At 55.6% G+C, this 12867-nt stretch carries 13 protein-coding genes; 9 read left to right on the top strand and 4 right to left on the bottom strand.

What is annotated here, in order from left to right:
- Positions 1-44 precede the first annotated feature (44 nt).
- The 6 genes from bamA to ACWJKU_RS13455 are packed head-to-tail and all read left to right on the top strand — an operon-like array spanning position 45 to position 5571.
- A complete protein-coding gene (gene bamA / locus ACWJKU_RS13430) occupies positions 45-2345 on the top strand; it encodes an outer membrane protein assembly factor BamA (protein ID WP_454142892.1) in 2301 nt (766 codons plus the stop codon).
- A gap of 25 nt (positions 2346-2370) precedes the next feature.
- Positions 2371-3036: an OmpH family outer membrane protein gene (locus ACWJKU_RS13435; RefSeq protein ID WP_454142894.1), complete on the top strand. Its 666-nt coding sequence runs from the start codon at positions 2371-2373 to the stop codon at positions 3034-3036.
- 47 nt (positions 3037-3083) lie between these two features.
- The gene (gene fabZ, locus ACWJKU_RS13440; RefSeq protein WP_077730384.1) at positions 3084-3524 is read left to right on the top strand and encodes a 3-hydroxyacyl-ACP dehydratase FabZ; all 441 of its coding nucleotides are present in this window, start codon (positions 3084-3086) and stop codon (positions 3522-3524) included.
- Positions 3521-4291 carry an acyl-ACP--UDP-N-acetylglucosamine O-acyltransferase gene (gene lpxA, locus ACWJKU_RS13445; RefSeq protein WP_454142896.1) on the top strand — a complete coding sequence of 257 codons (771 nt, stop codon included), beginning with the start codon at positions 3521-3523 and terminating at the stop codon, positions 4289-4291. The genes fabZ and lpxA overlap by 4 nt, the downstream gene beginning before the upstream one ends.
- 34 nt (positions 4292-4325) lie before the next feature.
- The gene (rnhB, locus tag ACWJKU_RS13450; protein ID WP_454142898.1) at positions 4326-4901 is read left to right on the top strand and encodes a ribonuclease HII; all 576 of its coding nucleotides are present in this window, start codon (positions 4326-4328) and stop codon (positions 4899-4901) included.
- Positions 4902-4929: 28 nt separating this feature from the next.
- Entirely contained in the window at positions 4930-5571 is a 642-nt protein-coding gene (locus tag ACWJKU_RS13455; RefSeq protein WP_454142900.1) for an MOSC domain-containing protein, read from the top strand.
- Between the two features lie 7 nt (positions 5572-5578).
- Here ACWJKU_RS13455 and ACWJKU_RS13460 read toward each other — a convergent pair whose 3' ends face one another.
- Genes ACWJKU_RS13460 through fabG form a run of 3 tightly spaced genes read right to left on the bottom strand, consistent with a single transcriptional unit; the run spans position 5579 to position 8419 of the window.
- Complete coding sequence (locus ACWJKU_RS13460) at positions 5579-6862, bottom strand: cation:proton antiporter (RefSeq protein ID WP_454142902.1); 1284 nt, start codon at positions 6860-6862, stop codon at positions 5579-5581.
- Between the two features lie 58 nt (positions 6863-6920).
- Positions 6921-7703, bottom strand: coding sequence for a glycosyltransferase family 2 protein (locus ACWJKU_RS13465; protein WP_454142904.1), 783 nt, complete (start codon positions 7701-7703; stop codon positions 6921-6923).
- On the bottom strand, positions 7700-8419 hold the full coding sequence (fabG, locus tag ACWJKU_RS13470) for a 3-oxoacyl-ACP reductase FabG (RefSeq protein WP_454142906.1): 720 nt from the start codon (positions 8417-8419) through the stop codon (positions 7700-7702). The genes ACWJKU_RS13465 and fabG overlap by 4 nt, the downstream gene beginning before the upstream one ends.
- A 454-nt stretch (positions 8420-8873) precedes the next feature.
- Between fabG and ACWJKU_RS13475 the strand changes: the two genes are divergently transcribed.
- Both ACWJKU_RS13475 and ACWJKU_RS13480 read left to right on the top strand, forming a co-directional pair.
- Positions 8874-9656: a 4'-phosphopantetheinyl transferase family protein gene (locus tag ACWJKU_RS13475; protein ID WP_454142908.1), complete on the top strand. Its 783-nt coding sequence runs from the start codon at positions 8874-8876 to the stop codon at positions 9654-9656.
- A gap of 36 nt (positions 9657-9692) precedes the next feature.
- Positions 9693-10139 carry a methyltransferase family protein gene (locus tag ACWJKU_RS13480; RefSeq protein WP_454142910.1) on the top strand — a complete coding sequence of 149 codons (447 nt, stop codon included), beginning with the start codon at positions 9693-9695 and terminating at the stop codon, positions 10137-10139.
- A gap of 130 nt (positions 10140-10269) precedes the next feature.
- Here the strand turns inward: ACWJKU_RS13480 and hpnH are convergent, their stop codons facing one another.
- Positions 10270-11376, bottom strand: coding sequence for an adenosyl-hopene transferase HpnH (gene hpnH / locus ACWJKU_RS13485; RefSeq protein ID WP_454142912.1), 1107 nt, complete (start codon positions 11374-11376; stop codon positions 10270-10272).
- A gap of 419 nt (positions 11377-11795) precedes the next feature.
- Between hpnH and ACWJKU_RS13490 the strand changes: the two genes are divergently transcribed.
- Positions 11796-12845 (top strand): phytoene/squalene synthase family protein, encoded by a 1050-nt coding sequence (locus ACWJKU_RS13490; RefSeq protein WP_454142914.1) that lies wholly within the window; start codon positions 11796-11798, stop codon positions 12843-12845.
- Positions 12846-12867: the final 22 nt, after the last annotated feature.

Genomic DNA, 12867 nt, shown 5'->3' on the forward strand with positions numbered 1-12867 from the left:
GCCGCTAAAACCAACGCGCCCCGCGACCCGAACCGCCCTAATTCATGAACCGCTACAAACTAGCGAAATTGCTGCTGTTAGGGATTTCCTATACCTTTTCGGCCTGGGCGCTTGAGCCGTTCGTCATCGAAGATATTCGCGTCGAAGGATTGCAAAGGGTTTCGGCCGGCACCGTTTTCAACTATCTCCCCGTCAAAATCGGCGACGTTTTCGACCAGCAGCAGTCGGCGGAATCCATCAAGGCTTTGTTCAAGACGGGCTTCTTCAAAGATGTTCGACTCGACCAAGACGGAAATGTCTTGGTCATCACCGTCGAAGAGCGCCCTTCCATCACGAGCGTCAAAATCGAAGGCAATAAGGACATCAGCACGGAGGATCTGACGAAGGCATTAAAAAGCGTAGGGCTTTCCGAAGGTAAAGTATTCGATCGCCAAATCCTCGACAAGGTTGAACAGGAACTTCGTCGGCAGTACTACAGCCGCGGAAAGTACGGATTGAAAATCACTTCGGAAGTGACCGACCTGCCGCGCAACCGAGTGAGCGTCAACATCAAGATTTCCGAAGGCAAGGTCGCCAAGATCAAACAGATCAATATCGTCGGAAACAATACCTTCAGCGATGAGGAGCTTCTGGATCAATTCGAGCTCAGCACGCCGAATCTGCTCTCGTTCTACACCAAAAACGATCAATACTCGAAGCAAAAACTCTCCGCCGATCTGGAGCGACTGCGATCGTATTATCTGGACCGGGGATATATCAATTTTGATATTGAATCCACCCAGGTTTCCATCACCCCGGACAAAAAAGAAATCTATATCACCATCAATGTCAAAGAGGGCGATGTCTACACCGTCAACGAAGCGAAACTGACAGGCAAGCTCATCGTGCCACCCGACCAGTTGACCCCGCTGGTCAAGATCGGCCCCGGCGATACGTTCTCGCGCAAGCTGGCTACGGAAACCTCCAAAGCGATCTCCGACCGCCTGGGCGATGAAGGCTATATTTTCGCAAACGTCAATATGGTGCCGGACATCAACGAGTCGCAAAAAACCGTCTCGATCACTTTCTTCGTCGATCCCGGCAAGCAGGTTTACGTGCGCCGCATCAACTTCCACGGCAACACCAAAACGCGGGATGAAGTGCTGCGGCGCGAGATGCGGCAAATGGAAGCGGCATGGGCGTCCACCAGCAAGATCGAACGCTCCAAAACCCGCCTGGAGCGGTTGGGCTATTTTCAGGATGTCAACGTCGAAACGCCGGCGGTGGCCGGAACCACCGATCAGATCGACGTCAATTACAATGTTACGGAAAAACCGTCCGGAAACCTGATGGCGGGCGTCGGCTTTTCCCAGGCCCAAGGCATCATCTTCAACGCCAGCGTTACCCAGGACAACGTTTTCGGTACGGGCAAGCGGATCAACCTGACATTCAACAACAGCAGCGTCAATACGATTTACCGGCTCGGTTATTTCAATCCGTATACCACGCTGGACGGCATCAGCAGCGGTTTCGACCTCAGCTACAGAAACACCGATGCGGCGCAAATGTACATTGCCCGTTACAATACGGACGTCGCTTCTGCGGGCGTCAATCTAGGCATCCCGCTGAACGAGTTCGATAGCTTGCGTTTCAATCTGGATTTTGAACACACGAAGCTCGACGGCTCATCCAGATCATCGCAAGAGATCCTTAACTTCATTGAAGAAAATGGCAACAAATACAACACATTGACTTTGTCGGCCGGTTGGGCCCACGATACCTTGAATCGAGCCATCTTTCCGACGAAGGGCGGAGCCCAGCGCCTATCCTTGTTGGCGTCCATGCCTGTAAGCGATCTGAATTACTACAAAGCCAGCTACAAGCTTCAGCACTATTTCCCGATAGCAAAAGATCTTACCTTCATGATGGAAGGTGAAATCGCGTACGGCGACGGCTATGGAGACACCGGAAAGCTGCCGTTTTTCGAAAATTACTTCGCGGGCGGTCCTCAGTCCGTCAGAGGCTTCCAGCCCAACACGCTGGGACCTCGCACCAAGAACAACAGCCGGGGATACGGCGGAAACGACCCCTTCGGCGGATCGAGCAAGCTGGTCGGCACTGCCGAGCTATTTTTCCCGGTACCCTTTATGCAGGACAGCAAGAACCTTCGCCTGGGCACCTTCTTGGATGCAGGCAACGTTTTTGACGGCACCTACGATTTGGGAGAACTGCGCTATTCCGCCGGGCTGTCGGCTAGGTGGCTGTCCCCCTTCGGGGCTTTGGCATTCAGCGTGGCGCAACCTTTAAACGCCAGCGGCAGAGACGAGATTCAAAACTTTCAATTTTCGTTCGGCTCCGGATTTTGATTCGCCGGATGTAGCATGAGATGACATGGAGAGTCGATGGGCGCCAAACAGTTCTTGTATAATCGGCGGCAGACATTTCGGCTCCGACACATTACCCGTTTCCGAAAAACGATCAAAATTCAGTATTCCTGCCATTCATAACTCTTCCATTAACCGAATTTTCGAAGCGAGATTTAAGATCATGTCAAAAAAAAGCATTGGTTTTGCCCTGCTCGGCTTATTGACGAGCATGAGCCTTGAAGCTGCCGACCTCAAAATCGGTTTTGTCAATGTAGCTCGGTTATTGGAAAAGGCACCTCAGGCCGAGAAAGCCAAAAAGGAACTGGAGCGGGAATTTGCGCCGCGCGATAAAAAGTTGGTCGCCGAGCAAAAACAGATCAAATCGATGGAAGAAAAGCTCGCCAAAGATGCCGCGATCATGAGCGAATCCGAGCGGCAGAAGATCGATAAAGAAATCATCAGCCGGAAACGTGAAGCCAAACGTTTACAAGACGAATTCAGAGAAGATTTCAATCTCCGCCGCAATGAAGAATTGACTCAGTTGCAGAAAGAGATTTTCGAAGCCATTCAATCCCTGGCCAAAGACGAAAACTTTGATCTTCTTTTGACCGATGGGGTGGTATTCGCCAGCGACACGGTCGACGTGACCGGCAAGGTCGAGAAAAAACTCAAAGACAGCTTCAAGCAATAACACGCCGAGCCATGATCGCATCCATCCCCGAAGAAGGAAAAGCGCCTTTGGATATTCAAAAAATAAAAGAATATCTGCCTCACCGATATCCTTTTCTCCTTGTGGATCGGGTTCTTGAGGTAGACCCCGGCAAGCGGCTTTTGGCCTTCAAGAACGTAACCTATAACGAACCGTTCTTCACAGGCCACTTCCCCGAATTACCCATCATGCCCGGAGTTCTGATTATCGAAGCACTCGCGCAAACGACCGGCCTGCTCGCGTCGGAAACCGCGCCGGATGTTTTGGGAAAAGGGATGGTTTACTATCTCGTCGGCCTGGACAAAGTACGTTTTAAACGCCCGGTCGTTCCAGGCGATCGACTGATGCTAGAAGCGACCTACCTGCGCCACAAGCGGAATATCTGGGCGTTTTCCTGTCGCGCCGAGGTCGACGGGGAATTTGTAGCCAGTGCTGAAATCATGTGTGCGGCGGCGGAGCAGGAGTCTTGATTCATCCCACAGCCATTATCGATCCTTCCTGTGAGTTAGCGAACGACGTCAGTGTAGGAGCTTACGCCATCATCGGACCCGAGGTCCGAATCGATTCCGGCACCCATATCGGTCCTCACGCAATCATCAAAGGGCCGACCCGGATCGGGAAACACAACCGGATTTTCCAATTCGCCTCCGTGGGAGAAGATCCACAAGATAAAAAATATCACGGCGAAGTCACCTATCTCGATATTGGCGACCGCAACATCGTTCGCGAGTATGTCACGATTCACCGCGGCACCGTTCAAGATCAAGGCGTGACCCGCATCGGCAACGATAATTTGCTAATGGCATACACCCATGTCGCGCATGATTGCGTAATCGGCAATCATGTCATCATGGCCAATGCCGCCTCGCTCGCCGGCCACGTGCGCATGGACGACCATGCCATATTGGGCGGCTTTTCGCTTGTACACCAGTTTTGCAAGATCGGGCGACACAGCTTTTCCGCCATGGGCAGCGTCATCACCCGCGACATTCTGCCCTATGTCATGGTCGGAGGCAGCCCTACCAAACCGCATGGGATCAATACGGTGGGCCTGGAAAGGCAGGGTTTCAGCCCGGAATCGATCCGGCAGATTCGAAAAGCTTATAAGATCGTGTACAAATCCCGGCTAAAGCTCGAAGAGGCGATCCAACACCTTGACGAAATGACCGCCGAGACTCCGGAGATTCAAACGATGGTTGACTTTCTCAAGCAGACCGGCCGGAGCATTATCCGCTGACGGTACTCGGCAAACTTTTCAGGAATCGAACGCTGTGGCGCTGATTGCCGGCTGCGACGAAGTGGGCCGCGGGTGCATTGCAGGACCGGTAGTGGCGGCAATAGTGGTCGTCGACGACTGTTTTTGCATCGAGGGGCTGGCCGATTCGAAAAAACTGACGCCGCAACGCCGCGAAACACTGGCCGCGTCCATTAAGGCATGCGCTTTCGCTTGGGCGGTGGGCCGCGCGGAAGCGAGCGAAATCGATCGGATCAACATCCTTCAGGCATCGCTGCTGGCCATGCGTCGCGCCTTCGCGGCCCTGCCGACGAAACCGGATCGGGTTTTGGTCGACGGCAACCGTTATCCGGAACTCCCCTGCCCCGGCGAAGCCATCGTCGGCGGAGACGCAACCGTACCGGCGATCTCTGCCGCATCGATACTGGCCAAAGTGTTCCGGGACCGGGAGATGAAGATTCTCGACAGCCTGTACCCCGGCTACGATCTTGCTCTCCACAAAGGCTATCCCACGGCGATACATGCTTCGTGCCTGCGCGAACTGGGACCGAGCCCGATCCACAGACAATCTTTCGGACCGGTCAGGCGCGCGGTCGCCCCTCGATCGGATTAGCATCGGCCCAACTTTCAGCGAGGCGCCCGTGGAACTCTTGGCCATCAGCTTGGCGGAACCGAAACAAATCGAATATGAGTGCCGCACGATTTCCACGGGCATTTACAAAACGCCCGTCGACGGTCCGGTCAAAGCCGGCGCATTCGGACTTGAGGGCGACATGCAAGCCGATCTGAAGAATCACGGCGGCAAAGATAAAGCCATTTATGTCTACACGGTGGAAAACTACCGATTTTGGGAGCAGGAATTGAAACGCCCGCCCCTTCCTTTCGGGCAATTCGGCGAAAACTTCACCGTCACCGGAATGCCTGACGAAACCGTTCACATCGGCGACGTCTTTCAAATCGGCAATATCGTGGTACAGGTCACCCAACCGAGGGTTCCCTGTTTCAAATTGGGAATCAGGATGGGCGACCCCGGGTTCGTAAGCGCCTTTCTATCCTCGGGGCGAACCGGTTTTTATTTTCGCGTGCTGAAAGAAGGCTCGGTACGTTCCGGCGATTCCATCGCCCTTCTTCAGGAAGACGAGGAGCGATTGAATATCCGGGATGCCATGCTCGCGGTCAGACAGGGGCCACGTCAGCAAGAAATCATCGAGAGGGCTCTTCGAATCGAGGCTTTGTCACAGTCCTGGCAGAATAAATTGGAAAAGCGCCGCGAGCGGCCGTAAAAGGATTTTACGCATCCCGCCCTGCCGGAATCGCATGCCCCATGGAGGGCAGCCATGCCCTAAGCCCCGGCGCCGTCATGACAGTGCTGACTATCGCCATCAGCACCAGCATGGTGAAAACCTGAGAGGGGATCACTCCCAGGTCGAACCCCAGATTCACGACAACCAGTTCCATCAGCGCCCTTGTGTTCATCATGATGGCGATGTTCCGCGCTTCCGGTCTCTTGAGGCCGGCCAGCCGAGCCGCAAGGTAGCAGCCGCCGAATTTGCCCGCAACGGCTAGAAAAACGAGCACCAGGCACCAGAACCAGAGTTCCGCCGTTTCCAATCCCCCCACATCGGTACGCAGACCGGTATAGGTGAAAAAAATCGGTAAGAAAAGCACCGTTACCAGATCCGCTACCTTATGCTTCCATGCCTCGACGAGCTCATACTGATCGTGCAACAGCACGCCCATCATGAACCCGCCGAAGATGGCAAAAATCCCGAGTTTGCTGGTCAACATGGCCGAGGTGAACACGATGACCAGGAGAATGGCCATCAGGTCTTGCGGCAGCGCCTGATTGTTGAAGTCGAAACGGCGCACGACGAACTTGAGGACCTGTCGCACCACACACCAGCACACCCCAACGTAAAACAACAGCGCCGCCACCTGCGCCAACATGTCGACAACGGAGAAATGCGCGGTCACCACCGCGGAGATGAATGCCAGCAGGGTCCAGCCGACGGCATCGTTGACGGCTGCCGAGGAAATGGTAATCACCCCGATCCGAGTCCGCGTCAGATCGAACTCCATCATAATGCGTCCCAAAACCGGCACCGCCGTAATCGAAAACGCGGTGGCCATGAACAAGGCATACCCCGTCACGGCAATGCCCGAAGCGAGATAAGGCGCAGATCCATAACCGAATGCCAGTCCGAGCAGGAATGGCGCCGCGATGCCCATCACGCTGATCAGACTGACCGCGCGCCGGTTCTCTCGGGATTTGAGATGCGAGAAATCGAATTCCAGGCCGATCTGAAACATCAGCATGATCAATCCGATCTGGCTCATGATGCTGATGGGCATCGTGTCGGTGGTCCGGAATATCAGCCGGAACGTTTCCGGCGCGAGTACGCCGAACAGCGAAGGCCCCAGCAAGAGTCCCGCAACGATCTCGCCCACGGCCCGCAGCTGGCCGATCCGCCTGGCCAGATAACCCGCCACTCGCGCCGCGACGATGATGACGGCGACCTGCACGAGGGTAAAAAACAGTACGTGCTCGGTCGTTTGAACGCCGCTTTGGATCACATCCCCCCCATTATCGGATTTTCTGCTTCCGGATATATTTTCGGTATCGGGAGCCGGGCTACTCGCCGCCGATCGGGCGCACCGTCAAGCTGCGCCAAAGCCCCTTTGGATACAAGCCCGTCGTGATCAGCTTCCACGCCACCATGCGCGTAATCCGAAGGATATCGGCCACCGGACGGAAATGGCTGGGACGCGAATTGTCGCGATAAACGGTGCCGATGCGCACCGGCAGGGCATAAAACCCCAGGCGAGCTCCATCGATCAGAATTTCGCTTTCAAAAACGAAACTCCGCTCCCGAGCACAAGACACGGTGACCGAGCGGATCAATTCCGCGGGATAAACGCGGAATCCCGATTGGCTATCCTCGATCGGCTGCCCGGAAGCCCAGGCAATCCAAAAATTGGCGAAGCGGTTGGCGCGATAACGGGCCGGCGGTATCGCGGCCTTATTCCAGAGCCGGGATCCGATGACGATATGACGCGGAAACCGGCGCGCCGCCAGAAGAAGCTTGGGAATTTCGGACGCATCGTGCTGACCGTCGCCGTCCATCGTCATGACGCCGGCGACATCCCGCTCTCGCAATGCGTGCCGTAAGCCGCGCCAAAGGCTGGCCGCCTTGCCCAGATTCGTTTCGTTCCGGAGCAAGACGATGCCGAGCCCCTCCAGAGCCGAGGAAGTCCCGTCGGTCGAACCGTCATCCACCACGATGACGCGAGGCACGAATCGCAGCGCCGCCGTCACGACTTCCCGGATCGTCGCCGCCTCGTTGAAAGCCGGGATTACCAGGGCATAGGGCTCGCATTTGCCGGGACTGCGGCGCTCCGTTCGATCTGAAATCATGCCATGCCGCCATTCACGGAAAATACCTGCCCGGTAATATAGGACGCCTTGTCCGAGGCCAAAAAGCCGACCAGATGCGCCACTTCTTCAGGCGTTCCGGCGCGCTTCATGGGCACCGACTGCTTGATCAGTTCGGGGTTGAACGCTTCCGAAATCATAGGACTTTCAATGATTCCCGGCGCAACCACGTTCACCGAAATTCCGCGGGATGCGACCTCGAGAGCAAGCGACTTGGAGGCGCCGATCAATCCGGCCTTGGCCGCCGCGTAATTGGCCTGCCCGCGGTTCCCCATCAGCGCGGCCACCGACGACACGCTGATGATACGTCCCCATCGGGTTCGGATCATGGGCAGAAGCACCGGCTGAGTGACGTTGTAAAAACCGTTCAATGAAACCTCTACGACGCGCCGCCATTGCTCCCGGCGCATTCCGGCCAGCGCCGCATCGTCATGGATACCGGCATTGTTCACCAAAACCTGGATCGGCCCTGCTTCGAGGAGCGTCTCCAGGACTCGTGCGGCGGAGTCGCCGTCGCCGACGTCGAACGCTACCGTCTCCGCCGACCCGCCTCGCGCCCGAATGTCTTCGACCACGAGGAGCGCCCCTTCCTGATTTCTATGCGCGTGCACGATGACATGCAAACCGTCATCGGCCAGTCGCCGCGCAATCGCTCCGCCGATGGCTCCGCTGCCGCCGGTCACTAATGCGCGTTTCATCGATAAAACCACCCTGATATTAAAGTCTAATCTGATTAAGATCGAGGCCGGCGCCGCTCCATGATCCCGTCACGGAAACATCGATGGCGTGGAAAGGCCGCTCGCCGAAAATCGGTTATTATCGGATTTTTCAGGAGGAAAATTCGATTTTATTTTGATTATCGAAGGCCGAAATCTTGGGTATCCGCTCCGTTCGCCGCAGCATGAGCGATGCTTTGCTTTAAAATCCACGGATTCCGTCGAATGACGCGACAGTCCCTCACGGCGAACTCGAGACGAGGAGCGAATTTTAAGGTTTTACTTGCAATGAAAGCCATCCCGCCCCCAAATCGCCCAAGAAAAAAAAGAGAGCTTCGACTCGGCGGAAGCAAGACTGAAGCGTTTGCAGAAGGACAGTCGCATTGCTCGCCCCTGAGCACGGCGTTACCCGTCGACCCAACGGAAATTTCACATCATGAACTCCCGGCCCGATACCCTTACGCACCCCAAGAGCACCGAAATCCACGTTTGGCAGTTGAATCTTGCCGCCATGCCGTTCGATGGCGATGTATTTTGGAGAACGCTCGACTCGGCCGAGCGCGATCGCGCCTTGCAGTTCCGCGCCGATACCCACAAACGACGATTCATCGCCGCTCATGGCGCGTTACGGTGTCTGCTGGCGGGTTATCTGGACATGGCGCCGCATGCCATCCGCTTCGAACTGGGCGAACACGGCAAACCGCGGCTGGCCGGGACAGCTCCCGACCGGGGACTGGTATTCAACGTTTCCCACTCCGGCGATCGGGCTCTTATTGCCGTAGGGCTGGATCTGGCGCTCGGCGTCGACCTTGAGATCAGGCGCCCGCTTACGCAAATCGAAAGTCTGGTGGAGCGCTGTTTCGCCCCGTCCGAACGCGACTACTGGCGCTCGTTGCCGGCACCAGATCGCCTGGCGACATTTTTCGATTTCTGGACGCGCAAAGAAGCGTTTATCAAAGCGGTGGGACGAGGGCTGGGATTAGGCCTCACCCGATGCATCCTGGCTTCCGGAGAAATCCTCCGCTGGGAAGCGATCCCGGAATCTTGCGGCCATCCCGACGAATGGTCGCTCCGAAATTTAAATCTCGGCGACGATATCAGCGCCGCTCTCTGTGCGCGGGCGCCGAACATCGGTTGGCGGCTAAGCGATCTCGATCATTTTCTCCGGCGAGACGAGAGTAGCGATGGACTTTTCAGGCCGCCGATACCTAACGTATGATCGCCCTGCCAATCAACTCCGTTCGGCCATTCGATTATGCAACACATAATTCGCCTTCCGCCTCCCGTCATTGCTTTGGCTCTTGTGGGTCTGGGTTTCGGTTTAAACCAACTGTTTCCGGGTATTCCGCACTTCAAGACGACCGACCTGGGAATCATACTGATCGCCGTGGGCTTTGCCACAAGCACCTCGGCGCTGTTTCAGTTCCGCCTTCTCCAAACGACGTTCATCCCCACCGGCGATCCCACCGCGCTCGCCCAAGAAGGTCCTTATTGCTGGACCCGCAACCCCATGTATTTGGGAATACTCACGGCATTGATCGGATTAGCCTTTCTCGTCGGCTCGCTGTCGCTGTTTCTTCCCCCGATCGGCTTCTTTTTCATCATCGATCGTCTTTTTATCCCGTATGAAGAAACCAAGCTGATCGGCCTATTTGCCGAAGGATATCGGGAATACCAACGCCGGGTGCCGCGCTGGCTTTGACGGGAAGAAAAGCGGCAATCGTAATCGCGTTCGCAGCGCGGATTAGCCGGGAAAGGCAAACAGATAAGGAGAAACTGAAAAAGCCGGCGGTACTGCGACTCGGCATGTACCGCCGGCTTCGGAACCGAAATTAGTCGATCGCCTCGATGCGAATTGCCGGTCTCGCCTTGACGCCGACCGATTCCACGTCGTATTCCGGCACCGGTTCGGGCGCCATCGGGCCATCGGTGCGCGGCCCGAAGAGAGCGACCCAAGCCGCTTTCAAGGGATTCCTCACGGCATCTTCCACCGCGCTCGCCTCGTATCCGCAATGCGCCATGCAATTGGCGCATTTCGGGTTCTTGGAGTTGCCGTATTTATGCCAAGGCGTCTCTTCCATCAATGCCTTGAAGGAAGGCGCGTACCCCTCGTCGACCAACAAATAACAGGGCTTTTGCCAGCCGAATATGTTGCGGGTGGGATTACCCCAGGGAGTGCAGTTGTAACTTTGATTGCCCGCCAAAAAATCCAGATACAGGCTCGAATGGTTCAGCTTCCACTTGCGGCCGCGGCCCAGCTTGAAAACCTTGCGGAACAATTCCTTGCTGTCGCGCATCTTGATGAAGATATCTTGCAGCGGCGCGTGCTCGTAGCTGAAGCCCGGCGCAATGGTCGTGCCCTCGACTCCGAGCTTCTTGCAATAGTCGAGGAACGCTGCAATTTCCTCGGCGTTCTCGCCCTGAAACAAGGTGCAATTGATGGTGACGCGGAACCCGCGCGCGATAGCCATTTCCACGGCCTCGGTAGCCCGATCGAACACGCCTTTCTGGCAAACCGAAGCGTCGTGGCGCTCGCGATTGCCGTCCAGATGTATCGAGAACGTCAGATAGGGGGAAGGTTTGTAATCATCGATACGCTTCTTGAGCAGCAACGCGTTCGTGCAGAGATAGACGTATTTCTTGCGCTGGATTATGCCTTCGACGATCTGCGGCAATTCCTTGTGCAGCAGAGGCTCGCCGCCGGCAATGGAAACGATGGGAGCGCCGCATTCGTCGACAGCGGCCAAACATTCGTCGATGCTGAGTCGACGATTCAAGATCTCGTCGGGATAATCGATCTTGCCGCACCCGGCACATGCCAAATTGCAACGGAACAAGGGCTCAAGCATCAACACTAACGGATAACGTTCGTTTCTCTTTAACTTTTGGCGCAAAAGATACTTCGCCACGCTGAGTTGTTGCCTTATTGGAACGCTCATTCACCTTCCCCCGAGTTGACAAGTTCAATTCACTAAAAATCAGCCTACATTCGCCCTGGCGGCGTATAGGGCATACCGCCGGGAACTATAAACCATAACTGAATTCCTGACCAATATGCTTTGGAATTCAAAAAATCGTCTCTCCGACATTTTGACAAACCAAATTCATTCGGATTAGTTCTAATGGAACATCCTAGCTTGTAGTTGTATTTTCCTCAACTAAATTTCGTTAAAATACAACACATCTTGACGATTGGGGCAATAAGGCTAGAATCTGCGGTTTGTCCAGCGCACCGTTGCTGCCTTATCTCAAGACGAACTGGCCGGAACACCACATCTAGAAACTGGTTGGAATTTTGAACTTGAACGGAGCAACACTCGTCCGCACAAGCGGAAGCCTTTCTTTAGATTCAAACGTGATGAGCGACGATGACGCCTTGCAATCCCACCTCCTGGAAGGCGTTTCCCGCACCTTCGCGCTCACCATTCCGCAACTGCCGCCAGTCTTGGCCAAGCCGGTCTCGAATGCCTATCTGTTGTGCCGCATTGTCGACACCATCGAAGACGAAACGGCATTCACATCCGCGGAAAAACGCAGATTTTGCCAGCAATTCGTGAGAGTGGTTCAAGGTAACGAGGCCGCCGAGCGGCTTCGAGACGCGCTCAAGCCATGCCTTTCGAAAAGCACCAGTCCGGCCGAGCACGAACTGATTCAGTTGGTTCCGAGGGTCATCGCCATTACCCATAGCTTCGATCCGCCGCAGCGGGAAGCATTGGCCACCTGCGTCGAAATCATGGCGAAAGGGATGGCGGAGTTCCAGTATCGCGACTTGCGCCACGGCCTTTCGAGCATGGACGAAATGAGCGACTACTGCTATTACGTCGCCGGCGTGGTGGGAGAAATGCTGACCAAGCTCTTCTGCCACTACTCCCCCGAGATCGCCGCCCATCGCGACGACATGATGAAACTGGCCGTGTCGTTCGGCCAGGGCCTGCAAATGACCAACATTCTCAAAGATCTCTGGGACGACCACGCCCGCGGTGTTTGCTGGCTGCCGCGCGAAATTTTCGACGCATGCGGGTTCGATTTGCGCGAGCTTAAACCGAATCATGGCGATCCCAGATTCTGCGAGGGATTCAAGCAACTGGTCGGGATCGCTCACGGACATCTCGGGAACGCGCTTGCTTATACCCTTTATATACCGCCCCATGAAACGGGACTTCGGGAGTTCTGCTTGTGGGCGCTCGGCATGGCGGTACTCACCCTGCGCAAAATCAATAAAAATCTTTATTTCAGCGCCTCATCGCAAGTCAAGATCACACGCCGGGCCGTGAAAGCGACCGTTCTCACAAGTCGCCTGCTGCGTTCGAGCGATATCCTGCTCGGCGCCGCATTTCGCCTGGCGGGAACCGGCTTGCCGCGCAGCGATCAACGGATTCCGGCCGTCGGTCACCGCACCGATACGTGAGAAGCCAACCACAAACAGGGGA

This window comes from Methylocaldum sp. MU1018, from assembly GCF_053646775.1.